The 23,441-nt window shown below is 39.3% G+C and carries 23 protein-coding genes; 13 read left to right on the top strand and 10 right to left on the bottom strand.

Annotated features, from left to right (window positions below):
* Positions 1-2: 2 nt before the first annotated feature.
* On the bottom strand, positions 3-1,277 hold the full coding sequence (gene tviB / locus IO68_RS19150; RefSeq protein WP_023012582.1) for a Vi polysaccharide biosynthesis UDP-N-acetylglucosamine C-6 dehydrogenase TviB: 1,275 nt from the start codon (positions 1,275-1,277) through the stop codon (positions 3-5).
* Positions 1,278-1,912: 635 nt separating this feature from the next.
* Here tviB and IO68_RS19145 point away from each other — a divergent pair.
* The 5 genes from IO68_RS19145 (at position 1,913) to IO68_RS19125 (ending at position 7,258) form a co-directional block, all read left to right on the top strand.
* Entirely contained in the window at positions 1,913-3,013 is a 1,101-nt protein-coding gene (locus IO68_RS19145) for a polysaccharide biosynthesis/export family protein (RefSeq protein ID WP_023012581.1), read from the top strand.
* 5 nt (positions 3,014-3,018) lie between these two features.
* Entirely contained in the window at positions 3,019-3,447 is a 429-nt protein-coding gene (locus IO68_RS19140) for a low molecular weight protein-tyrosine-phosphatase (protein ID WP_023012580.1), read from the top strand.
* Between the two features lie 17 nt (positions 3,448-3,464).
* Positions 3,465-5,645 (top strand): polysaccharide biosynthesis tyrosine autokinase, encoded by a 2,181-nt coding sequence (locus tag IO68_RS19135; protein WP_023012579.1) that lies wholly within the window; start codon positions 3,465-3,467, stop codon positions 5,643-5,645.
* 176 nt (positions 5,646-5,821) lie between these two features.
* Entirely contained in the window at positions 5,822-6,529 is a 708-nt protein-coding gene (locus tag IO68_RS19130) for an FKBP-type peptidyl-prolyl cis-trans isomerase (protein WP_004882136.1), read from the top strand.
* Between the two features lie 45 nt (positions 6,530-6,574).
* The gene (locus IO68_RS19125) at positions 6,575-7,258 is read left to right on the top strand and encodes an FKBP-type peptidyl-prolyl cis-trans isomerase (RefSeq protein WP_023012578.1); all 684 of its coding nucleotides are present in this window, start codon (positions 6,575-6,577) and stop codon (positions 7,256-7,258) included.
* A gap of 47 nt (positions 7,259-7,305) precedes the next feature.
* On the opposite strand, the gene murJ is transcribed toward IO68_RS19125, so the two are convergent.
* Complete coding sequence (gene murJ, locus IO68_RS19120; protein WP_171068554.1) at positions 7,306-8,856, bottom strand: murein biosynthesis integral membrane protein MurJ; 1,551 nt, start codon at positions 8,854-8,856, stop codon at positions 7,306-7,308.
* 62 nt (positions 8,857-8,918) lie between these two features.
* Positions 8,919-9,512: a 1,6-anhydro-N-acetylmuramyl-L-alanine amidase AmpD gene (gene ampD / locus IO68_RS19115; RefSeq protein WP_034603172.1), complete on the bottom strand. Its 594-nt coding sequence runs from the start codon at positions 9,510-9,512 to the stop codon at positions 8,919-8,921.
* Between the two features lie 145 nt (positions 9,513-9,657).
* Here ampD and nadC point away from each other — a divergent pair, with 145 nt between their 5' ends.
* On the top strand, positions 9,658-10,503 hold the full coding sequence (gene nadC / locus IO68_RS19110; protein ID WP_023012575.1) for a carboxylating nicotinate-nucleotide diphosphorylase: 846 nt from the start codon (positions 9,658-9,660) through the stop codon (positions 10,501-10,503).
* On the opposite strand, the gene IO68_RS19105 is transcribed toward nadC, so the two are convergent.
* The 6 genes from IO68_RS19105 to IO68_RS19085 form a co-directional block, all read right to left on the bottom strand.
* Positions 10,500-10,691, bottom strand: coding sequence for a hypothetical protein (locus tag IO68_RS19105; protein ID WP_023012574.1), 192 nt, complete (start codon positions 10,689-10,691; stop codon positions 10,500-10,502). The two genes, nadC and IO68_RS19105, sit on opposite strands and share 4 nt — an antisense overlap.
* 204 nt (positions 10,692-10,895) lie before the next feature.
* The gene (locus tag IO68_RS19100; RefSeq protein ID WP_023012573.1) at positions 10,896-13,076 is read right to left on the bottom strand and encodes a phosphocholine-specific phospholipase C; all 2,181 of its coding nucleotides are present in this window, start codon (positions 13,074-13,076) and stop codon (positions 10,896-10,898) included.
* Positions 13,077-13,096: 20 nt separating this feature from the next.
* Positions 13,097-13,240 (bottom strand): hypothetical protein, encoded by a 144-nt coding sequence (locus tag IO68_RS33980; protein WP_165593525.1) that lies wholly within the window; start codon positions 13,238-13,240, stop codon positions 13,097-13,099.
* Between the two features lie 143 nt (positions 13,241-13,383).
* Positions 13,384-14,100 carry a ribonuclease PH gene (rph, locus tag IO68_RS19095; RefSeq protein WP_004882145.1) on the bottom strand — a complete coding sequence of 239 codons (717 nt, stop codon included), beginning with the start codon at positions 14,098-14,100 and terminating at the stop codon, positions 13,384-13,386.
* Positions 14,101-14,197: 97 nt separating this feature from the next.
* Positions 14,198-15,340: a fatty acid desaturase family protein gene (locus tag IO68_RS19090; RefSeq protein WP_171056614.1), complete on the bottom strand. Its 1,143-nt coding sequence runs from the start codon at positions 15,338-15,340 to the stop codon at positions 14,198-14,200.
* Positions 15,341-15,373: 33 nt separating this feature from the next.
* Positions 15,374-16,399: a ferredoxin reductase gene (locus tag IO68_RS19085; RefSeq protein WP_023012572.1), complete on the bottom strand. Its 1,026-nt coding sequence runs from the start codon at positions 16,397-16,399 to the stop codon at positions 15,374-15,376.
* A 500-nt stretch (positions 16,400-16,899) separates the two neighbouring features.
* Here IO68_RS19085 and IO68_RS19080 point away from each other — a divergent pair, with 500 nt between their 5' ends.
* Complete coding sequence (locus IO68_RS19080) at positions 16,900-17,550, top strand: TetR family transcriptional regulator (RefSeq protein WP_004882151.1); 651 nt, start codon at positions 16,900-16,902, stop codon at positions 17,548-17,550.
* A 107-nt stretch (positions 17,551-17,657) separates the two neighbouring features.
* Positions 17,658-18,296, top strand: coding sequence for a TetR/AcrR family transcriptional regulator (locus IO68_RS19075; protein ID WP_004882156.1), 639 nt, complete (start codon positions 17,658-17,660; stop codon positions 18,294-18,296).
* Positions 18,297-18,347: 51 nt separating this feature from the next.
* Here the strand turns inward: IO68_RS19075 and IO68_RS19070 are convergent, their stop codons facing one another.
* Positions 18,348-18,968, bottom strand: a complete 621-nt coding sequence (locus IO68_RS19070; protein WP_023012571.1) for a thiol:disulfide interchange protein DsbA/DsbL — start codon at positions 18,966-18,968, stop codon at positions 18,348-18,350.
* 180 nt (positions 18,969-19,148) lie between these two features.
* Here IO68_RS19070 and ubiG point away from each other — a divergent pair, with 180 nt between their 5' ends.
* The 5 genes from ubiG to argA all read left to right on the top strand — a co-directional run bounded on the left by ubiG (position 19,149) and on the right by argA (position 23,377).
* Complete coding sequence (gene ubiG, locus IO68_RS19065) at positions 19,149-19,862, top strand: bifunctional 2-polyprenyl-6-hydroxyphenol methylase/3-demethylubiquinol 3-O-methyltransferase UbiG (RefSeq protein WP_023012570.1); 714 nt, start codon at positions 19,149-19,151, stop codon at positions 19,860-19,862.
* Complete coding sequence (locus tag IO68_RS19060) at positions 19,862-20,560, top strand: HAD family hydrolase (RefSeq protein ID WP_023012569.1); 699 nt, start codon at positions 19,862-19,864, stop codon at positions 20,558-20,560. Before ubiG ends, IO68_RS19060 begins: the two co-directional genes overlap by 1 nt.
* A 35-nt stretch (positions 20,561-20,595) precedes the next feature.
* The gene (locus IO68_RS19055) at positions 20,596-21,342 is read left to right on the top strand and encodes a YciK family oxidoreductase (RefSeq protein WP_004882160.1); all 747 of its coding nucleotides are present in this window, start codon (positions 20,596-20,598) and stop codon (positions 21,340-21,342) included.
* A 181-nt stretch (positions 21,343-21,523) separates the two neighbouring features.
* The gene (locus IO68_RS19050; RefSeq protein WP_007478180.1) at positions 21,524-21,910 is read left to right on the top strand and encodes an RcnB family protein; all 387 of its coding nucleotides are present in this window, start codon (positions 21,524-21,526) and stop codon (positions 21,908-21,910) included.
* 111 nt (positions 21,911-22,021) lie between these two features.
* On the top strand, positions 22,022-23,377 hold the full coding sequence (argA, locus tag IO68_RS19045; RefSeq protein WP_023012568.1) for an amino-acid N-acetyltransferase: 1,356 nt from the start codon (positions 22,022-22,024) through the stop codon (positions 23,375-23,377).
* Positions 23,378-23,441 lie beyond the last annotated feature (64 nt).

Genomic DNA, 23,441 nt, shown 5'->3' with positions numbered 1-23,441 from the left:
TGTTATAGACGAAGATCAGATTCAGATTGATCAAGCACATATTTCAAATCATAAAGCACATGGATTTCTTTACCCAAAGCACGAATTCCTGTCTCTCCCATTTCCTTAAATTGATTGTGGGCAACAGCCAAAATCATAGCATCATAACAAGCCTTATTCACAACTGTCACGGGTGTGATGCCATATTCAAGTTGAGCTTCCTCAGCAGAAATCCAAGGATCGTAAACATCAACTTCAATATTGTATTCTTGCAACTCTTTAATAATATCAACAACTTTTGTATTTCGTATATCTGGACAGTTTTCCTTAAAACTCAAACCCAGTAGCAAAACCTTTGCTCCCTCAACCTGGATTTTCTGTTTAATCATTTTTTTAACAAGCTGGGTCACGACATACGCCCCCATACTGTCATTCAAACGACGACCAGCTAAAATAATTTCAGGATGGTAGCCTATAGACTGTGCCTTGTGCGTTAAGTAATATGGATCAACCCCAATGCAATGCCCACCAACTAAACCTGGGCGAAAAGGAAGAAAGTTCCACTTCGTACCAGCTGCTTTAAGCACACTCTCCGTATCTATTCCCATTTTATTAAAAATAACTGCAAGCTCATTGATTAATGCAATATTTACGTCGCGCTGGGTATTTTCAATAACTTTTGCAGCCTCAGCAACTTTGATACTTTCTGCTTTGTGCGTTCCAGCTTCGATCACTAAGTTATAAACTTGATCAATAAATTCAGCAACTTCTGGTGTTGAACCTGACGTAATTTTCAAAATATTGGTGACACGATGCAATTTATCACCAGGGTTAATTCGTTCTGGGCTATAACCAGCGAAAAAGTCTTTGTTGAACTTTAAACCTGATACCTGTTCGAGTACAGGAATACAGGTTTCCTCTGTTGCGCCTGGATAAACCGTTGATTCATAAACAACAATATCTCCTTTCTTTAGAACCTTACCAATACTTGTAGAAGCCTTGATTAACGGTGTTAAATCTGGTTGTTTATAATCATCAATCGGTGTTGGGACTGTCACAATAAAAAAGTTGCAGCTTTTTAAGTCTTCTAAATTAGCAGTATAGGTTAATTGTGTTGCTTGACTTAATTCTTCTGGTGAAACCTCTAAAGTAAGATCTTGCCCACTTCTGAGTTCATCTATACGTCTTTGATGAATATCAAATCCCACGACAGGAGTTTTTTTACCGAACTCGACTGCCAATGGTAAACCTACATACCCTAAACCAATAATTGCTATTTTCAATTCGGCAAGTTGCATCACAATCAGCCTATTCCTTTATAAAGTTTACATCAATATCAAATGATTTTTTGAAGGCTTAATGCTTCACATTAAACGCCGTGCGTACTATAACAAATTTTTTTAGAATACCTAATTTCAATTGTATGAATGTGTTTACTCAAACCGATCAAATATAAAAAAAGATTTATACAACTCAACAACAATCTATACTATTGTTTTAATTGAGACTAATAAGCTAAAAACAAGATCAAGCAAAAATTTTTAGCCTCATTAATTTCAACATAAACACTTATATTTTAGATGATTTAAAAACCAACTTCTAAATTGTTTATATTTTATCACTTACCAATGAATCAACAACATACACCGTAACTGCGTCAGGCTAAAGCGTATACCACATCAATAAATCAGTTATATTCCTTATCAAATCTTTGACTCACTCCTCACCATAATTGAGTTAAATAGATACCTCTTACAAGCAACTACTATTCACACACTCTTTACTAGATTAGAAATACTAAACATACAAAGCTCAAAGATTTTTCCATGCTTTTTTTAAGAATTTCAGCTAGAATGGTCGAAATTCTAAGCCTAAAGTCAGACTGTTATACAACAACTGATATCAATGAGATATAAGTATTCAAGGGTCGAGTGTGAAGCATTATAAAATTTTTTCTATCCTCGCAATTAGCATTAGCGCTACAGGTTGTGCCGTTACTTCTGGCTTGCAAACTTATGACATTCCCAGTGAAGGAAGCTATACAACTGATCTAGGGTCACATATTAATGTTGTAAAAATTACTCAAGATAGCCTAACGACTATTCTCTCTCAACAAGTAAACACACAACAAAATTATACATCACTTTTTAAGGTTCACCCCCAAACTTATCGCTTAAGCTCAGGGGATATTTTATCTATTCAGTTATGGGCCTACCCTGAAATTACGCCGCCATCAGTGACGATGAGCAATGACCAAGCGATCCAAGCAAATGGTTATCCAATTGATGCTAATGGATATATTCAACTGCCATTGGTAGGTCGATATAAGGCATCAGGTAAATCACTCAGCCAATTAAATGTAGAACTTAGAAAGCACTTTGCACAATATTTAAAAAACCCAGATCTCATCGTAAGAGTTCTTTCCTATCAAGGGCAACGTTATTCAGTCCAAGGAAGTGTAACTCGCGCAGGTCAGTTCTATTTAAATGATAAACCCACAAGTATCTATACAGCATTAGGTCTTGCTGGTGGAATCAATGATAAAGGTGCAAATACTTACATTCAACTTATTCGAAATGGTCAAACCTATAACCTCAATACGATAGAGTTAGAAAAATCAGGATATTCGCTGCATAACCTTTTAATTCAACCTAATGATACGATTTATGTCAGTACAAGAGAGAATCAAAAAATCTACGTTATGGGTGAATCTGGTAAGAATCAGGCTTTACCTATGCGTGATCAAGGCATGTCTTTGAGTGATGCACTCGGTGAAAGTTTAGGCTTAAACCCTTTATCCGCTAGCGCTAGTCGCATTTATGTACTAAGAACCAACCCAACTGATCACAGTACTGCTCTGTATCATATGAATTTGTTGAGTCTCGGTGACTTTGGATTAGCCAATCAATTCCAGTTACGCAGTAACGATATTGTCTATGTAGATGCGACAGGATTAACGCGCTGGCAACGTGTTGTGAATCAAATGATTCCTTTCTCAAGCGCTTTGTATAACATTGATCGCTTAGGACAATAATTCAAATGAATATCAAAAATATTCTGGTTGTATGTGTTGGTAATATTTGTCGTAGTCCAATGGCAGAGTACTTTTTAAAAGCCGATTATCCTAACTTACACATTGAGTCAGCAGGCATTTCTGGTTTAATCGGACATCCTGCTGATGAAAAAGCAATACTATGTATGCATCAACTCAATATTGATATGGGTGCCCATGTTGCCAAAAAGTTAAATGCTGAACATTTAAAAAATGCAGATTTAGTTCTTGTGATGAGTCATAATCAACAAAAACATATCGAACAAACTTGGCCATTTGCAAAAGGGAAAGTTTTCCGTTTAGGTCATTGGCAAAACAAGAACGTACCTGACCCTTACCAACACGATCAAACTTTTTTTGATCACACCTGTCAGTTGATTCAAGACTGTGTTTCTGACTGGAAAAACTATATTTAACTTTTAGATTTAAGATTATGAGCCAAAACACCAATACTGAAGACACGATTGACTTGAAAGAGCTCTTCTTTGCTTTGATTGCACAATGGAAGCTGATTGCCTTGTGTATTATTTTGAGTTTGGTCTTTGCTTTTTTATACCTACGCGCAACTCCAAATACCTATTCCGTTGATGCTTTGGTCCAAGTAGAAGACAGCAAAGGTGCATCGGCTGCATTACTTGGTGATCTTTCACAAATGATTGAGCAAAAATCCCCAGCTCAATCTGAAATCGAGATTTTGAAGTCTCGCTTGGTTCTTGGTTCAGTCATTCAGGCACTTCATCTCGATCTTAATATTTCTAGCACTGAAGATACCTTTTCCCATCGTTTATTTAATAAACTAGATTACACGACTGAATATACTCCAAAAGCTGTTATTTTTAACGATGGGGAGAAATCTTTTGATATCAAGCAATTTGAAATCCCTAACTACTATCTCGATCAAAAACTTAGCTTAAGCTTTAAAAATAATAGCTTTAGTCTTACGGATCTAAAAACAGATGAGGTTGTTTTTAATGCTCCTCTGAATCAGTTAAATCATGTTAATACCGAATACGGTTTGTGGAAAATTGCAATTTTTACAAAAGATAGTTTTGATTCAGATTATTTTGTAAAGAAGAGTTCTTTACCTGCTGCAGTCAACACTATTTTGGCAAATTATTCAGTTGCAGAAAAAGGTAAACTGACTGGAATTTTAGGATTAAGCCTTCAAGGTCTGGATAAAGAACATATTACCAAAGTTCTAAATGCGATTTTATCAGCTTATAGTGCACAAAACGTTGCTCGTCGCTCTGCGGAGACAGCACAAACATTGAAATTCTTAGATGAGCAACTTCCTGAGCTAAAAAAACAGTTAGATGATGCTGAGCGCGAGTTCAATAAGTTTCGTCAACAATACAATACGGTTGATGTGACTAAAGAATCAGAACTTTATTTGACTCAAAGTATTACTTTAGAAACAAAGAAAATAGAATTGCAGCAACAGCAAGCTGATCTTGCTGCTAAGTATACGTCTGAACATCCTGCAATGCGTGAAATTAATGCTCAGCTATCAGCATTAAATAAACAAATCTCAGACCTTAATGGCACACTTAAACGCCTACCAGATTTGCAGCGCCAATACTTACAGTTGTATCGAGAGGTTGAAGTTAAAACCCAACTGTATACAGCATTGCTTAATTCATATCAGCAATTACGTATCGCAAAAGCAGGTGAAATTGGTAATGTTCGGATTGTGGATACTGCTGTAGAACCTGTAGAACCAATCAAACCTAAGAAATTACAAATTTTAATTCTTTCTATTTTCCTTGGTGGCTTCCTAGGAACACTACTTGCGTTATTACGAAATATGCTACGTACGGGGGTCAAAGACTCTACACAAATCGAGAGAGAATTCGATCTTCCCGTTTATGCTACAGTACCACGCTCACCAATTCAGGAAACTCGTATGAGTATCTTGAAAAAGAAAAAATCGATCCCGATTTTGGCTGTCAAACATAGTGATGATATTGCAATTGAGAGCTTACGCAGTATCCGTACGGCAATCCATTTCGCCCTTGCGAGTGCAAAAAACAATATCATTATGATCGCTGGTCCAGCTCCAGAGGTCGGAAAATCTTTTATTTCAACGAATTTAGCAACCATTTTTGCTCAAAGCGATAAAAAAGTTCTTCTCATCGATGCAGATATGCGTCGTGGTTATATGCATAAATACTTTGATGTTGAGGTGAAACCTGGATTGTCTGAGTTTTTAAGCAATCAAGCTGAGTTAAGCCAAGTAATTCATCAGACTGAGGTAAATGGACTGAATGTCATCACACGTGGTAAAAGTCCAACAAATCCATCTGAAATGTTAGGTTCTCAAAAATTTAAAGCATTGCTTGATGAACTTAGCCAACAATATGATCATATCATCATTGATACACCACCGATCTTGGCTGTAACGGATGGTATTATTATTTCTCAATATGCTGGCGTAAATTTATTGATTGCTCGTTATTCTAAATCGCAAATGAAAGAGCTTGAGCTCAGCTTGAATCGTTTTGAGCAGGCAGGTGTCAAAGTGAATGGCTTCATCTTAAACGATATCCAACGTACGGCTGGTGCTGGTTATAGCTACAACTATGCTTATGCCTATAAAGCCAATAAAGAAGACTAACTTTAACTAGCTTTAAAGTGAGTAAAAAGCCAGATCAATTGATCTGGCTTTTTTGTTAAAAACAAAAACCTAATAAAAAATACACGTATTATTCAAATGGGTTATTCAATGGATCAGCATAGACATGCTAAGATCAATGCCATATTTTTTACTAAGAACTCATATCGGGACATCTCATGAGTAAAGCTTTACCTTTTGTTGTTGCAGCCGTTTTAGGCGGTGCAGCGCTTGTTCCTGTTTATTACGCTACACAACATCCAACAACTGAACTTGGGGCTAAAGCTGATAAAAATGCAGCACCTGTAGCAAAAATCAGTTATGCCTTAGGTTATGAAGTTGCAAAGCAAACACCTCCTGAATTAGATACAAATTCATTTATTACTGGTTTCCGCGATGCACATGCGCAAAAACCGGCAGCATATACAGAAGAAGAGCTACAAGCAGCCTATGTTGATTTTCAAAAAGAAATTCAACAAAAACAGTTAAATGAAACGAAAAAAGCAGAGGCGACAAGCAATAGCTTTTTAGCAGAAAATGCCAAAAAAGAAGGTGTCAAAACAACTGCTTCAGGTCTACAGTACAAAATTATTAAAGAAGGTACTGGTAAACAGCCATCTGCCACCTCTGTCGTTAAAGTTCACTACAAAGGTCAGCTCACTGATGGTAAGGTCTTTGACAGCTCTTACGATCGTGGCGAGCCAATTGAATTCCCGCTTAATCAAGTGATTCCTGGTTGGACTGAAGGTCTACAACTGATGAAAGAAGGCGGTAAAGCAACTTTATACATCCCTGCAAATCTTGGATATGGTGAGCAAGGCGTACCGGGTTCTATTCCACCTAACAGTACATTAATTTTTGATGTTGAATTAATCTCTGTAAAATAATTGATATAAGGAGAGCATGTGCTCTCCTTTATTTTGGAAGAAATAATGAAAAAACTAAGTCTAATTTTAATTGCATCAGCTATTGGTACGGTTCAAGCAGCACCGACAACATTAAAAAGCCCCCAAAAGGAACAGTTGGGCTATAGTTATGGATACTTGATGGGTAAAGGAAATGCAGAAACCCTGAAAGATTTAAATATTGAAACCTTTGTGCAGGGCTTAAAGGATGCGACCCAAGGTAAAACAGCATCATTAAGCGATGAAGAAATGGCGAATGTTTTAAATCAATATAAAAAACGCCTTGAAGCAAAACAGTTGATTGAATTTCAAGAATTAGCGCAACAAAACGAGCAAGCTGGTCAAGCTTTTTTAGCGGAAAATGCCAAAAAAGCAGACATCATCACAACAAAATCAGGCTTACAGTATCAAGTCTTACAAGAAGGTAAAGGTAAATCACCTAAAGCCACCTCTATGGTGAAAGTGAATTATGAAGGCCGTTTGCTTGATGGCACTGTTTTTGATAGTTCTATTGCACGCAATCATCCTGCTGAGTTTAAACTCAATCAAGTCATTTCTGGCTGGACCGAAGGTGTTCAAACCATGAAAGAAGGTGGTAAAAGCCGCTTCTTTATCCCTGCCGATTTAGCATATGGCGACATTGGTGCTGGTGATGGAATTGGCCCGAACAGTACACTGATTTTTGATATCGAACTGATCGAAGTAAAATAACAAAAAACCCTCCATCTCGGAGGGTTCAATTTTAGAATAATTGAGTATTAATGTTTTAAATGTCTTGGTCTAAAACCCATAGCCACTAAACCAATTAAATAGGCCACAACGCCAACCACACATAGACCAATCACTTCTACAATACGGAACCATTGTGAAACATCACCTTGATACCATGTTAAGGCATACCTCAAGGCTGCAATCATGGTCATATTCGCTACCGCAAATTGGAAAAATAATTTCTTCCAATGTGCGCCAAAACGGTAGATATGACGCTTATGTAAATAGAAATACAGCATTCCTGCATTCACTAAAGCAGAACCTGATGAAGCGAGGGCCAGTGCCATATGCTCTGCATGCCAATCAATTAATTTAAAGAAACCAATAAATACCACGTTTAGAATAGCATTAGCCGCAACCGCCATTAAACCCACACGCACTGGCGTTTTAGTATCTTGCTGTGCATAAAATCCTGGTGCGAATACTTTGATCAACATAAATGAAATCACGCCAGCACTCATACATTGCAATGCTAAAGCCGTCATTTGAGTATCTTCTAACGTAAACTCACCACGTTGGAACAATGCTTGAATAATCGGTGTCGATAACATAAATAAAGCAATACTGGCAGGGATACCGACTAACATAATAATTTTAGCGGCCCAATCGATCATGCTCTTAAATTTGGCTTGGTCTTGCTCGGCATGACGTGCTGATAATGACGGTAAAATCACCGTACCAATTGCCACACCTATCAATCCCAATGGAAGCTCCGTCATTCGCTCAGCACTATAAAGCCAAGAGACTGAACCATCTTGCATGAATGATGCCCAGATTGTATTGAGCAATAAATTAATTTGCGTTACTGAGACACCAAATAAAGCTGGCAACATCAGCTTTAAAATACGATCTACACCTTCATGTTTAAAATCTACTTTTGGTGGAATAAGTAAGTTTTTCTTCCATAACTCAGGAATTTGAATCGCAAGCTGCAATACACCTGCCACAATGACTGCCCAACCTAGTGCCATAATTGGCTCAGCCATGAACGGCGTTAACCACCATGCCCCTGCGATCATGGCAACATTTAATAAAACAGGTGCAAATGCAGGTGAGGCAAAAGAGCCATAACTGTTCAGAATACTACTTGCAAATGCCGTTAATGACATAAACATCAAATATGGAATCGTTAAACGAAACATATCAACAGCTAATGCAAATTTTTCAGGATCGTTATGGAAACCAGGTGCGTACAGATAAATAATGGCAGGTGCAGCAACCATTGCCACAAACGTTAATAGGGTCATGGCTGTTAATAAGCAGCCAAATACCCGACTAATTAAAATCTGAACTTCGGCATGTGCACGACTGGTCTTATATTCTGTTAAAACAGGAATAAAGGCCTGTGAAAATGCACCCTCAGCAAATAAACGCCGAAAAAAGTTAGGAATACGAAATGCAACAACGAATGTATCGAAGTCCTTCCCTGCACCAAATACGTTGAGTAGTACTACATCTCGTACTAATCCCAACACTCGGGATAACATCGTCATTGCACTGACAATGACAGTCGATCGCCACAATGCCATCGCATTCACCTACGGCTTATCTTTTAAAAAGCGTTATTGTAATGAAAGTCCAAATAGATTTCGTTGTGAAATCATAAATCGAACGATGTTTTTTTGGATAATTTTGCTGCTGATAATTGGAAACGGAACAACTGCCAGTCAAAAAATGGTCCGGGATCAGTCTTACGTTTTGGTGCAATATCAGAATGTCCTGCAATATGATTTTGAATTTTTGGATAAGCTTGCTGAAGCGTTTGTACAACCTCTACCAGTGATTGATATTGTTCTTTTTCAAATGGTAAATCATCACTTCCTTCCAGCTCAATTCCAATCGAATAGTCATTACATTCTTTTTGAGCTAAATAACTAGAACGTCCCGCATGCCAAGAACGCTCATTAAAATTCACAAATTGGATGACCTCACCTGTTCTCAAGATCAATAAATGTGCAGAAACTTGCATTCCCTCAATAGTCTGGAAATAAGGATGCAATGACCAATCTAATTTATTCTGAAAAAACTGCTGAATATAGCCCCCACCAAATTGTGAAGGAGGCAAACTAATATTATGAATTACAATCAGTTGGATATCAGTGCCATCTGGACGTACATTAAAATTTGGAGATGCTATTTGAGTTGCCCCAATTAATACACCATCCTGAACTTGAGCAAATTTAGAGTGTTGCATTGTCATTCGAATCAGCAATTTAATATTTCTATGCTGCATTCTGACATGCTTTATCACGAATAATCGAGACGAAATACTTATTTTTTATGTTGAGGGTGCTAATATAACGCACAAGTTTTTTGGCCAAAAATATACTGGAAATGGTATGAGTATTCCTCAATCTTTGCTTGAACAATCTATTCAAATCAATATTCAACAAGCATTACAAGAAGATATTGGGGATGGCGATATTACTGCCATGTTAACACCTGTAGATGAACAAGCGACTGCCACGATCATTACTCGTGAAGAGATGGTTCTAGCGGGACGACCTTGGGTTGATACGTTAATAAAGGCATATGACGAAACTGTACAAATTACATGGTTAAAGCAAGAAGGTGATGTTGTTGCAGCAAATGAAGCTTTTCTAAAGCTTGCTGGTTCAGCACGTAGCCTTCTCACCGTTGAGCGTCCAGCGTTAAACTTTGTACAAACGCTTTCAGCCGTTGCGACCAAAACAGCAAACTACGTTAAACAGCTTGATGGATTAAATACAAAATTATTGGATACGCGTAAAACCTTACCCGGATTACGCATCGCACAAAAATATGCTGTGGCTGTTGGCGGTGGACAAAACCATCGTTTAGGTCTATTTGATGCATTTTTAATTAAAGAAAATCACATCATGGCAGCTGGTGGTATTGCCCAAGCGATTGTCAAAGCACATGACATTGCACCAGGTAAACCTGTTGAAGTTGAAGTTGAAACTTGGGACGAGCTGAATCAGGCGCTTGAAGCTGGGGCTGATATTGTGATGTTGGATAACTTTAGCCAACAACAAATGATTGATGCGGTGAAGCATGTCGCTGGACGCTGTAAATTAGAAGCATCAGGTAATATCACCATTGAAAATCTACGTGAAGTCGCAACGACAGGTGTGGATTATATTTCGATGGGCGTACTCACCAAAGATGTAACCGCTGTCGATTTATCGATGCGTTTTAACGCTTAACCTTGTTCAGATTTATTCTCTTGCTCTGAACGTTTTGGTTGAGCCGAAACCTCAGGCATCTCTATTTTTCTTTCTTCAGCTCGCTCAGTCCATGCTGATTTGGCTTCGGTTGAATCAGTAGGTCTGGGGTCAGCAGCCATCAAGACAAAAGTAACTGCGGTCAAAAATACGAGAAATACTTGTAACATTCTCATCCCTATTTTGTTTTCTTTCAATTTTATAAATTTAACAAAGCAAAATGAGTCAAATTTGCGTGCTCTGTTACATTATGAAATGCGTCAGTTAAGGTATGTAGAAAATGATAACATCATGTTTTACATCTCCAACTAGAATCAAGTAAAAACAGCCTAAACTGTGTTTAGACTGTTTTTTGCAATCGCAGAATTAAAACATCATGAACCAACAAAGCCCATGTATGGATCAGAAATTGAATCTTCATTTGTTTCAATGCGACCAGCAAACCGACGGCTATAACTTGGCTCGTTGATCATAGTCACCGTGAAATCATACCAGCCACCAAACTCGCTCATATCCCAGCTTAACTCTTTCTCTGCTGCATCTGTTTCGATTTGCCATGTTTGACTTGGTAAATACGCGTTGGCTTTTACGATGAATTTTGCAGTTTGAGCTGCATCATTACGCACTTTTAAGAAAAGTTTCGGATCACACTCTTCCATACACACGCGTATCTCAGGTAAGGCAGCAGACTGCTCTGCTTGAGATAAATCACCAGTAAAACTTCGATGGAAACCATTTGGCCCAAGTACCCATAAGTCATAACGACTTTCTTTGGTTTGCCAAATGTCATCCAATTGTTTGCCTGCTTCAACCATATAGCGGCGCGGCACAGCATCCAGATTCAATTTGTCATAGACATGGAAAACTGCAGCATGTGTACCTGTATTGGAGAACATCAACTTTACAGTTTTCTCAGCAACATTAACTTTGGCACTGGTATGAAGAATATACGGCAGTGCACGTGATGGACGAATACCTGTTTCTTGTATTGGATAAGCTTGATTCAGCGGGCGACTCACCTGAGCTAAACCTTCTTGTGCTTTACGGATTGCATCAGCTTCAGCTTTGGTTTTCTTCCCTGATAGATCTGGCAATGGAACAATATTCGGTGTTTCAAAATCAAAAGCTGTCGTTAAATCACCACATACTGCACGACGATAAGGGCTGATATTCGGTTCTTCTACATCAAAGCACTGTTCCAAGAAACGAATCACCGAAGAATGATCAAATACTTGTGAATTGACCCAACCACCACGACTCCAAGGGGAAATGATGTACATTGGAACACGAATCCCTGGTCCATATACCCCAACCCCATTACTTACTTTTGGATCGGTAAAGTTTGGCTGTCCCGATGATGCCTTGTCATGTGTTGCATATTCATACGACATCTGCGCTTCAGTTAATGTCGACTTACCACAGACCTCACCAGACACATCAATTGATGGTGCACTTGGTGATGGCACATGGTCGAAGAAACCATCATTCTCATCAAAATTAATTAAAAAGACAGTCTGACTCCAAATTTCTGGACGCTCCGTTAAAGCATTCAAAACCTCTTGAATATACCACGCGCCCTGAACTGGACTTGAAGGTCCAGGATGTTCACTATAGGTCGCTGGAGCGACCAACCAGCTCACTTGAGGTAATTGACCTTGGGCAATATCCTCTTTAAATGTCCCAAGAAATCCGCCATCCGGCATGGTGTTGGCAATCCCTTTATATAATGGTTGATTTGGATCAATCGCAGGATCATAGGCAGGACAAATGGTACTGTTACTGACGGGTTTCCCAGACAATTCATTGGCACGACGATATTGTTTAAATCCTGCTAGAGGATTATCTGTAAAGTTATCTGGCATGTTTTGGTAAACTTTCCAGCTTACACCTGCTTGTTGTAAACGTTCTGGATAAGTTGTCCAATCATAACCTGTCGTTGATGGACCTATCGCATCTAAATCATTGACTACACTAGCCACATTTCCTGTAGTTGGGCCATTCGTTCCTGTCCAAATAATCATACGATTCGAGTTAGTTCCTGTATGCATCGCACAGTGATATGCATCACATAAAGTAAAGGCATTGGCTAAAGCAAACTGAAACTCAACTTCTTGCTGTTTGTAATAACCCATAGACTGAGGTTGTTTATATTGAACCCAATTTCCCATACGACCATGATCCCACGCGTACTGCCCATCGGTCCATGAGTGCGGTGTTCCACTGACACGCTGTGCGTTACCGCGCGTACTGTCTAAATGGTAGGGATAAACTTTGTTTTTGTTCGCATCATATTGCTCCCAAACTTTACGTCCCTGAGTTAAAGGGATGGTAAAACGGTCACCAAAACCACGTACACCTTTCAAGGTACCAAAATAATTATCAAACGAACGGTTTTCTTGGGTCAGAATCACCACATGTTTAACGTCTTTAATTGTTCCTGTTTCTACTTTGGCATCAATCGCTAATGCTTTTTGAATACTCATTGGAAAGCTTGTTAAAGCGGCTGTTCCAAAAAGTGCTTTGGTTGAATTTAATAAAAAATCACGACGGTTCATTTGTTATTTCCTTATTCTTATTATGGGGCGCAATGGATTTTACAGTTCGAGGTTGGCGGCTCTGGTGTTGGCGTAGGTTTATTGTTATCGCCATTATTATTGTCATTACACGCACTTAATAAGAAGACACTACTACTCAGCAGCACTAAAAGGAAATTTCGCATTTTACTATCCGTTAAAATATTCGTGCAGATAGTCAATACAATATAAATGACAGTTGAATGATTGTTTTATAGCAATTCAATGACATCGAAGATAAAAAAAGGCGGTCTAAAAAAACCAGACCGCCCGCACTATCAACTGGAACTTACCAACCGAGTGCTTGCTGTTGCTTCTGAATCAATTCCAAGATTCCTTTCTCTGCAAGCTCTAACATGGCATTGCACTGCTGGCGTGTGAACGGTTTTTCTTCAGCCGTTCCTTGAATTTCAATAAACTCACCAGCTTGTGTCATCACCACGTTTAAATCCGTTTGGCAATTTGAATCTTCTTCGTAGCAAAGATCGAGTAGGACTTCATCTTGATACATCCCGACCGAAATTGCTGCAACCAAACCCTTTAATGGGTCTTGTTTAATTTTTTTGTTGCTCAGTAACACATTCATCGCATCAACCAAGGCAACCGCTGCACCTGTGATTGCTGCAGTACGTGTACCACCGTCAGCTTGGATAACATCACAGTCAATCGTAATCGTGTTTTCACCCAACTTTTTCAAATCAACCATGGCGCGAAGGCTACGACCAATTAAACGTTGAATTTCCTGAGTACGACCTGTCTGCTTACCACGTGCTGCCTCACGGTCACTACGGGTATGTGTTGAACGCGGTAACATACCGTATTCAGCAGTGACCCAACCTTGACCCTGACCTTTCAGAAATCGCGGTACTGAATTATCAATACTCGCCGTACACAACACTTTGGTATGACCAAACTCAACCAAAACTGAACCTTCCGCGTAACGGGTATAATTACGCGTAATTTTTACTTCACGTAATTGGTCTAATGCTCTTTGGTCAATACGCATAACGATTCCTTAAAACTATGGCTCAAATATCATTGCGCCATAGTATAGCTCAATTACACGTACTTTCAGTTTTACTTATTCGTTACAATTCACCAGTTTAAGCAAGCTTCAATTTTGCTTTCAGTTTGCTGAATGCTTGAGTTAGGTTTGCACCCATATCATTTGGCAATGAGCACTTCGCTAAACGTACCCAAACGGTCCAGAACTGTTTCATAAAGTTTGCTTCGTTATAGTTCACGCCATATTCAGCACATAAAGCTCTGATTTTTGGTGCAACTTCTTCATAACGATTGGCTGGCATATCTGGGAATAAATGATGCTCAATTTGATGGCTCAAGTTACCACTCATAAAGTGCATCCACTTACCGCCTGTAAAGTTACTCGAACCACGGATCTGACGTAAGTACCACTCTGCTTTGCTTTCATTTTCAGTGTTATCCGCTTCAAATGTTTCAGCATCTTCAGTAAAGTGACCATTAAAAATCACGGCTGATGACCAAAGATTACGGATAATATTTGCCACCGCATTCCCTGCTAATACAGGAATAAAGTTAATAGTCGCAATCGCTGGAAAGAACACATAATCTTTTAAGACTTGACGTTTAGCTTTCTTACGGAACTCAGCTGCATCTGCCCAAACTTGTTTCCACGTTTTGGTTTTATATACCAAAGCATCTTCAAGATGTAAGTTTTGCACGCCCACATACCATTGGAAGAAGAACATCAATTGTAATGCCAATGGGATATTGAACAGATGACGCACTTCCCACTTCTGATCTTCTGTTACACGTAAGATGCCATATCCCACATCATGGTCTTTACCGACAATGTTGGTATAAGTATGGTGCATATAGTTATGGGTATAACGCCAGTCATTACCTGAACAAGTGTTGTCCCAGTCATAATCTTCGCCACGTAAACTTGGATCATTCAACCAGTCAAACTGACCATGCATCACGTTATGACCAAGTTCCATATTCTCTACGATCTTAGACACACCAAGCATGGCTGTCCCCAACAACCATACTGGTGGGATCCAACCACCGAACATCAACATTCCACGAGATGCGATTTCGGTATAACGCACGAAATTACGTACTTTATAAATATATTTTGAATCTTGTTCGCCTAGATTCTGCATCACATCTAAACGAATCTGTTCTACACGACGACCAAACTCTTCTATTTGCTCTGGTGTTAGATGAGCTGATTTTGATGCTGCTTTAAATTCTAATGCCATATTCATTGCGATAATCCTCAAATGTCTTTGTTTTTATAGGTCAATCGTGACTGGGCTAAGGGCTTGGCTCACACATAATTTGATCGCACGGTTTGGCTGATCATCAATTTCACCTGTGAGCACGTTTTGCGTTACACCACTGACTTTGGTACAGCTACAACGATTACATACCCCCATTCGACAACCATGTTGTGGACGTAATCCTGCTTGTTCTGCACTACTTAAAAGATTTGTCGTTGCAATAAAGTTTTGTTGCGAACGACGGAATGTAATGTTCTGAGCTTCATTCGACTGTTCAAGTTGAACAGGTTGGAAAAACTCTTGATGAAAATTTTCTACTACACCATGTTGCGTATAAATTTCTTGTGCTTGGCGCATCATGCTGTGATGACCACAAGCATAGGCTTGCAATTCAGCAAAGTTCGGAACCAATTGCTTTAATAACACATCATCTAAATGCTGCTTTTGTTCAGCAGTATTAAAAAAGTGATATTTCACTTGTGGATATTGCTGCGCCAAATCCAAGATTTCTTGGTGGAAGACTTCAGCACGGTTGAAGTACACCACATGTATTTCTTTTAACTGTTGTGCAATTGCTTGTTTCACTAATGAATAAATTGCAGTAATCCCAGAACCTGAGGCAATGAATACCGCAGGTTGCTGTCCTTGATGGAGTACAAAATCACCTTGTGCTTGAGAAATCTCAACACTTTCACCGACATGTAAAAGTTGTGCTGCACTTGATACAAGACCTTGTACTTTAATGCCTAAACGGATTTCACCTTGTTCAGTGATATCTATAATAGAGTAGCTACGTTGGTGATATACCCCTTGGATCATCAAGGTAATCAAAACACTTTGCCCTGCACATACACGAGAAAGGTCAAAGTTATGATTTGGTTTTAAGGTCAATAAAACCATATCTGTACTTAATGGACGCACAGCTGTCACTTCAGCAAGAATGCGTTTCCAAGCAAATGTTGGTTTTATTTTTTGCAAAACAAAATCAACGAAATCTTCTCTTACCCAATGTGGCTGATAACCTAACTTTGCATTCATACGTTCCTCGTTTTGTATCTGGCTATTTATATTGAGTGAACAAATGTTCATGTAGTGAACATATGTACACTATATTTATTTGTGTTCACTGAGTCAACACTTGTTCACTAATTTTTTGAATATTTTTTATACTTTTTAATAAGTTTTTAAAAAGATTAAGAAAATAGTTTTTGATCACATTGTATTCAGTCCTGCACCAATACATCTATGCATCTTGATTGAGCATCATCCGCTCCCGTTCAAATAACTAATCAGCTTTTTGATAAGCTGATAAAGACTTCTCAGCGCTCAGATTGTTTTCTTCTTACGAGGCTTCGGAGGGGCTTCTCAAGACACAGTAGCTTTATTTAATCCCATATTCACAGCACAGCTGTTCATCTTCTTGCGAAGCTTTAGACGCTTCTCAGGACAAAAGTTGCTTTGTTTAATCCTCGCTCAGGGCTAAAAAAATCCTGTTTTTTTTGCTAGACTCTGCTGTACGGTTTCAATGAGTCTTATTCATGTCGATTAGAGATGAACGAAAACAACAAAGTCGGCAGGCTCTACTAGATGCGGCACTTCACCTGAGTACTTCAGGGCGCTCATTTAGTAGTATTAGTTTGCGTGAAGTTGCACGTGAAGTTGGTTTAGTACCAACTGCGTTTTATCGTCATTTCCAAGATATGGAAGCTTTGGGGCAAGAGCTTGTTGACCAAGTTTCGCTGCACTTAAAAAGTTTGATTCATCAACTTGGACAAAGTTATTTACAGCATAGTGGCGGTGCGAAAACACGTACTAGTATTGAGCTATTTGTACAGGCAGTTAACCACAGCCCACAACAATGGCAGTTTATGATTGCGGAGCGTTGGGGTGGTTCAGAATCCGTCCGGATCGCAATCGCACGCGAAATTGAGTTTTTAATTGAAGACCTTGCTATCGACTTATGCAAGCTTGAGACCTTTAAGCACATCAAAGAAGCCAAAGATCTGCAAGTCTTATCCACCATCTTAATTAATATGTCATTTACATGGGCAATGACATGGATCAATTTACCAAAACAATTTACGATTGATCATCTACTGGAACAGCAAAACCTCTTTATTGATAATGCAGCGACGCAAGTACGCTTATTATTCCGCGGTATCTCAAATTGGGAACCACAAAACGCTTGATCATATCAAAGCTAAAGTTTGATATATAAAAGCATTGCTTAGCATTATGATTGTGTTCAACAATTATGCGATGCCGTTTAGAACACTATGAGGAGCTTATAAGCATCATGAATCCTGATCGTCATACCCAGTTCTTAATTCGTAAAGAAAAAATTTTGCAGGTTGCGGAAAAATTATTATTAGAAAACAACCAAGAAATGACCTTAGATGAACTGGTTGCCGAACTAGATATTGCTAAGGGCACTTTATACAAGCATTTTCGTAGCAAAAATGAATTGCTACTTGAATTAATCATTCAAAATGAAAAAGAAATTCTAAAGATTTCAGACCAGTACAACACTGACTTCAAAGAATACGCACCTCGTTATATGTTGCATCACCTGATGGCACCTAGTCGTACGATTTTGCTGCATCAGCTCGAAGAGCATTTAACGATGACCGAATCAAAGTTAAAGCATCTATTTGATGAGCTTTATGAAGTTCGCCAGCAACGTATTGTTTCTTTGAAAGATATGACTGAGAAATATTTAAAATCGCAGAACTATGATATGTCGATTCGTGACTATTTATCTTATATCTGGTCACTAACTTATGGCGCTGCGTTGCTTTTAAACTCAAGTTATTATCAACGTTCAATTGGTTCACGCCAGAAATTAATCAACCTCTATGTCAGTCAAGCACTCTCTTTGCCAACGCAAACCGTGCAAATTGATTTAAAAGAATTTCATCTCGACGAAAAGAATTAAAAGAAAAAGGACTGTATTAACAGTCCTTTTTTAATCTTTGCGAAATACAAATTATTTTGCTTTACGCTCTTTTTCCAATAAGTAATCAATAACTTGAGTCACTTTTCCGTCTTCGCCTTGTACAACGTATTTACCGTTTACAACAACTGCTGGTACACCCGTCAATTGATACTGTTGAGCCAATTTATTTGACTCAGCAATTTTTGCTGTGATCGGGAAAGAGTTAAACATGCTATTAAATTTCGCTTCAGGGACACCATAACGCGCAAAGAATTTCGCTTGTGATGCTTGGTCAAAAATCTGCTGACCACCTTCATGAATCGCATGGAACAAAGGAATATGTGTTTTCTTACGCACGCCAAGCGCTTCAGACACGTAGTAACCACGCGCACCTTGTTCCCATACTTTGTTCATTGCCGCTGGTGTACGAAGGAAATAAACATCTTTTGGAATTTTCTTCAACCACGTTTGCATATGTGGCTCAAGCTTGAAGCAGTGCGGGCAACCGTACCAGAAAAATTCTCGAACTTCGAGCTGTCCTGCAGGTGCGGCCGTCTTACTTGGATTTGCAACCACGATATAATCTTTACCAGCAACAAAATCCGCAGCCATTGCATTCATTGAAAATGCCATTACAGCCGCACTTAAACCACCTAATACTAACTTTTTCATTGAGTTTGCTTTTCCTCTAAGCATTTTTCGTAAGTTTATATGCTAAATATAAAACAAACACGACCAATTCGTTTTGCTTCTGTGAAGTTTTTTATTGGATTTATCGCTTTTTTTTCTAGAATCGCTACACTACCAACAGATTAAACCGAAATAATCATCCTAAAATATAGAGGTGACACCATGTCGCAATTGAATGTTGACCCACAAGAAATCGCAAAATTTGAAGCACTGGCTGCCAAATGGTGGGATCAACATTCTGAGTTCCGCCCTCTACACCAAATTAATCCATTACGCTTAAATTGGATTGATGAACGTGTTGGCGGGTTACCGGGCAAAAAAGTGATCGATGTCGGCTGCGGTGGCGGAATTTTGGCAGAAAGTATGGCTCGCCGCGGTGCCAATGTCCTCGGTATCGACATGGGCGAAGCACCACTTGCTGTTGGTCGCTTACATGCCCAACAATACAATGTACAAAATATTGAATATCGCCAGATTCCTGTTGAACAACTAGCTCAAGAACAAGCAGGTCAATATGATGTAGTGACTTGCATGGAAATGATGGAGCATGTTCCTGATCCAGCATCCATCGTAAAAGCCTGCCAAAGCTTAGTCAAACCAGGTGGCCATGTGTTCTTTTCAACCATTAACCGCAATCCTAAATCTTATTTATTTGCCATTATTGGTGCCGAATACGTGCTGCGTTTACTACCAAAAGGTACGCATGATTATCATAAATTTATTCGCCCTTCTGAAATGGCACATGATATTCGTAATGCTGGATTGACCTTAAAGGAAATGACTGGGCTTCATTACAATCCAATTACCAAACACTATTGGTTAGCACCAAATGTTGATGTGAATTATATGGTTCATACTACGAATACAGGTGCTTAATGAAAGCTGTTTTATTTGATCTTGATGGTACCTTAATCGATACTGCTGCGGATTTTATCCGCATCATCCAGCAGATGTGTCGTGATGAACAACGCCCTGTTGTTGATGCTGAGACCATTCGCACCCAAGTGTCTGAAGGTGCGCGTGCGATGGTCAAACTGGTTTATCCAGAATTAGATGTCACTGATCCTGTATTTTTAGCACATCGCCAACGCTTTTTAGATGTGTATGGTGACAATATTGTGGTCGATACCGATCTCTTTTTAGGGATGTATCCTTTGCTTGAGGAGCTTGAAGCACATCAAATTCCTTGGGGAATTGTCACCAATAAACCACGCAGTTTAAGTGAGTCACTATTGGCAAAATTGAATCTCACTGAACGCTGTGCAGTGCTGGTTTGCCCTGAGGATGTCAGCAAGACCAAACCTGATCCTGAACCCATGTATCTTGCAGCAAAACAGCTCGATATTGATGTGCAAGAGATTATTTATGTAGGCGATCATCCGCGTGACATCGATGCAGGTCGTAATGCGGACATGTACACCATCTTAGCAGCTTATGGTTATTTACCTGTTGAATCACGTGACGATCTCGCAGCATGGCAAGCTGATGCCATTATTTACACCATCCCTGAACTCCATCAACTGCTTAAACAGAAAATCACTGTTTTGTCAGAAAATCAGGGTATGATGGGTTAAACATTATATTGAAGATCATAACAGGAGGCATAACAATGAAATATTCAGAATATCAACCTCGTCCTGATCTATTAAAAGATCGTATTATCCTGATCACTGGTGCAGGTGATGGGATCGGACGTGCTGCTGCTATGAGTTATGCCCTTCACGGCGCAACAGTTGTTTTGCATGGCCGTACCCTCAATAAGCTTGAAGTGATTTATGATGAAATCGAAGGCTTAGGAGCACCCCAACCTGCGATTTTACCCTTACAACTTTCAACGGCATCAAGCCACGACTATGAACTTTTAGTCGATACGCTTGAACAACAATTTGGTCGCCTTGATGGCATTTTGCATAATGCAGGTATGCTCGGCGATCGAGTTGAACTTGCGCATTATCCTGTTGATGTTTGGGATGATGTAATGGCGGTCAACTTACGTGCGCCTTTTGCATTGACCCAAGCGTTGCTGCCATTACTTGAAAAATCGGAACACGCTTCTGTGGTATTCACTAGCTCAAGTGTGGGCCGTGAAGCACGTGCACTTTGGGGAGCATATTCTGTTTCTAAAGTTGCAACTGAAGCCATGAGCAAAATCTTTGCTGCAGAAAATACGTATCCAAACATTCGTTTTAACTGTATCAACCCAGGTGGCACACGTACTGCAATGCGTGCAAAAGCCTATCCTGAAGAAGATCCAAAAGTGCTTCCAACGCCTGATAGCATCATGCCAGCCTATCTCTACCTTATGGGTGATGATAGTTTAGAGATGAACGGGCAAAGTATTGATGCACAAGGTTAATTAATTTTATAGAATAATTCTAAATAACATTGAACACTGTCGTTAAAGATGTTGTTTTCAGCGAAAGGACTAAAGTCTCTTCATTATTTTAATCGAATAATGAATTGATCTTCACAGTTTCTCTGCATTTTTAACGTACAGTAGTTCACATGAGAGACATCCGAAATACATAAGGTGCATCATGAAAAAATTTTTCATTATCTTGATTTTAGGTTCAACGACCATCTTTAGCAGTATGGCTAGTTTTGCAGGTCCGCATTTTGATCGTGATGAAGATCAGCGTGGTGGTGGCTGGCAAAATGGTCGTGGCTTTGATCGTCCAGATGGTGAAAATCGTCAACGTGAACGTCGTATGCGCGAAGAACGTGGTGTCGAGCGTTTAAAACAACATCGTTGGCAAGCAGGCTATGTGATGCCTCAGCACTACCGTGGAAATGGTTATAAGGTTGATTATAAAGATAATAATTTACCAAAACCAGGCCGTAACCAACAATGGTATAAAATCAATAATGACTTTATTTTAGTCAATGCTGACGATAATAGTATTATTCGTATCATGGGCTTTTAAGTTTTTTTGATCATCCAATTCAATTAAAGTTGCCTCGTGAGTTTGAGAATAGATTTATCTTTTCATTTTTTTGGTTAGAATCAGATAAATTGATGTATCTCTGAGATGAACATGGCGAACCAAATGACTGAAACTTCAAATAGTACAACGCAAGATTATGTACATTGGTTTCGCCACTCTGCACCATATATTAACGCGCATCGTGATAAAACTTTTGTGTTAATGTTTGGTGGTGAAGCCGTTCAACACCATAACTTTCAACATATTATTCACGATATTGCGCTGCTACATTCTTTAGGTATTCGCTTGATTCTCGTGCATGGAGCACGTCCACAGATCAATCAAAATCTACTCGAACGTCATATCGAAACACCTTTTCATCAAAACCGTCGCGTGACGACTCGCGAATCTCTACGTGGTGTCATGAATGCTGTCGGCTCAATTCGCCTCGAAATTGAAGCGCTGCTGTCGATGGGACTCGCCAACTCACCGATGTATGGTGCTCGCATTGATGTCGTATCAGGCAATTTTGTCACAGCCAAACCGTATGGCATTCGTGAAGGTATTGATTTCCAGCTGACGGGAGAAGTTCGCTCCGTAGATACAGATGCCATTCAACGTCATTTAGACAATCACAATATTGTTCTGCTTGGTCCAACAGGCTATTCAACCACAGGGGAAGTCTTTAACTTACTCGCTGAAGAAGTTGCGACCAAAACTGCGATTGCCTTGAAAGCAGATAAGTTGATTTTCCTTGGGGAAAAACAAGGGCTAATGAATGAGCAAAAACAGTTACTTCGTGAACTAAGTTCTCGGCAGCTTGAACCCTATATTCAACAAAATCAGCAACAATATCCAGAATTTGCTTTACACCTAAAGCAAGCACAACAAGCCTCTTTATCTGGTGTCCATCGCGTACATTTAATTTCTTATGCATATGATGGTGCTTTGATTGAAGAGCTATTTACCCGTGATGGTATTGGTACGCTGATTACAGATGCACACTATGAAGAGGTGCGAATTGCCAATATTCAAGATGTTGGTGGTCTAATTAACTTACTTCGCCCTTTGGAACAAGAAGGTATTCTGGTTTATCGCTCACGCGAACGCCTTGAAAGTGAAATTGAACAGTTTGCAGTGATTGAACGAGACGGCATGATCTTGGCCTGCGCTGCACTATATCCAATTCCTGCTGGATCAGATGAAATTCGTTCAGCGGAAATTGCCTGTGTTGCTGTCGATTCAAGCTATCGAAAATCGAATCGTGGTAGCCAGATTTTGCAATTTTTAGAAACCAAAGCCAAGCAACAAGGTATTCAGCAACTTTTTGTTCTCACCACTCGGACGGCGCATTGGTTCTTGGAACAAGGCTTTATTCCTGCCAGCGTAGATGATTTACCGAATGCACGCCAAGCACTCTATAATTATCAGCGGAACTCTTTGGTGTTTAAAAAAACGCTAATATGAAGACTAAATACGGTGAAGAGATATGTTTATTTCTGATAAATAGCTCTCTTCATCATCATAATCT

The organism is Acinetobacter sp. COS3 (genome assembly GCF_000475335.1).
GTDB lineage: Bacteria > Pseudomonadota > Gammaproteobacteria > Pseudomonadales > Moraxellaceae > Acinetobacter > Acinetobacter venetianus.
Note: the sequence above shows the minus strand (reverse complement) of the source record. Positions and strands in the feature narration are given on the sequence as shown.

Excerpts from the sequence above, each read along its gene's own strand:
- tviB (WP_023012582.1), bottom strand. The coding sequence starts at position 1,277 with ATGCAACTTGCCGAATTGAAAATAGCAATTATTGGTTTAGGGTATGTA.
- IO68_RS19140 (WP_023012580.1), top strand. The coding sequence starts at position 3,019 with ATGAATATCAAAAATATTCTGGTTGTATGTGTTGGTAATATTTGTCGT.
- IO68_RS19135 (WP_023012579.1), top strand. The coding sequence starts at position 3,465 with ATGAGCCAAAACACCAATACTGAAGACACGATTGACTTGAAAGAGCTC.
- IO68_RS19130 (WP_004882136.1), top strand. The coding sequence starts at position 5,822 with ATGAGTAAAGCTTTACCTTTTGTTGTTGCAGCCGTTTTAGGCGGTGCA.
- IO68_RS19125 (WP_023012578.1), top strand. The coding sequence starts at position 6,575 with ATGAAAAAACTAAGTCTAATTTTAATTGCATCAGCTATTGGTACGGTT.
- ampD (WP_034603172.1), bottom strand. The coding sequence starts at position 9,512 with ATGCAACACTCTAAATTTGCTCAAGTTCAGGATGGTGTATTAATTGGG.
- nadC (WP_023012575.1), top strand. The coding sequence starts at position 9,658 with ATGAGTATTCCTCAATCTTTGCTTGAACAATCTATTCAAATCAATATT.
- IO68_RS19105 (WP_023012574.1), bottom strand. The coding sequence starts at position 10,691 with ATGTTACAAGTATTTCTCGTATTTTTGACCGCAGTTACTTTTGTCTTG.
- IO68_RS19100 (WP_023012573.1), bottom strand. The coding sequence starts at position 13,076 with ATGAACCGTCGTGATTTTTTATTAAATTCAACCAAAGCACTTTTTGGA.
- IO68_RS33980 (WP_165593525.1), bottom strand. The coding sequence starts at position 13,240 with ATGCGAAATTTCCTTTTAGTGCTGCTGAGTAGTAGTGTCTTCTTATTA.
- rph (WP_004882145.1), bottom strand. The coding sequence starts at position 14,100 with ATGCGTATTGACCAAAGAGCATTAGACCAATTACGTGAAGTAAAAATT.
- IO68_RS19090 (WP_171056614.1), bottom strand. The coding sequence starts at position 15,340 with ATGGCATTAGAATTTAAAGCAGCATCAAAATCAGCTCATCTAACACCA.
- IO68_RS19085 (WP_023012572.1), bottom strand. The coding sequence starts at position 16,399 with ATGAATGCAAAGTTAGGTTATCAGCCACATTGGGTAAGAGAAGATTTC.
- IO68_RS19080 (WP_004882151.1), top strand. The coding sequence starts at position 16,900 with ATGTCGATTAGAGATGAACGAAAACAACAAAGTCGGCAGGCTCTACTA.
- IO68_RS19075 (WP_004882156.1), top strand. The coding sequence starts at position 17,658 with ATGAATCCTGATCGTCATACCCAGTTCTTAATTCGTAAAGAAAAAATT.
- IO68_RS19070 (WP_023012571.1), bottom strand. The coding sequence starts at position 18,968 with ATGAAAAAGTTAGTATTAGGTGGTTTAAGTGCGGCTGTAATGGCATTT.
- ubiG (WP_023012570.1), top strand. The coding sequence starts at position 19,149 with ATGTCGCAATTGAATGTTGACCCACAAGAAATCGCAAAATTTGAAGCA.
- IO68_RS19060 (WP_023012569.1), top strand. The coding sequence starts at position 19,862 with ATGAAAGCTGTTTTATTTGATCTTGATGGTACCTTAATCGATACTGCT.
- IO68_RS19055 (WP_004882160.1), top strand. The coding sequence starts at position 20,596 with ATGAAATATTCAGAATATCAACCTCGTCCTGATCTATTAAAAGATCGT.
- IO68_RS19050 (WP_007478180.1), top strand. The coding sequence starts at position 21,524 with ATGAAAAAATTTTTCATTATCTTGATTTTAGGTTCAACGACCATCTTT.
- argA (WP_023012568.1), top strand. The coding sequence starts at position 22,022 with ATGGCGAACCAAATGACTGAAACTTCAAATAGTACAACGCAAGATTAT.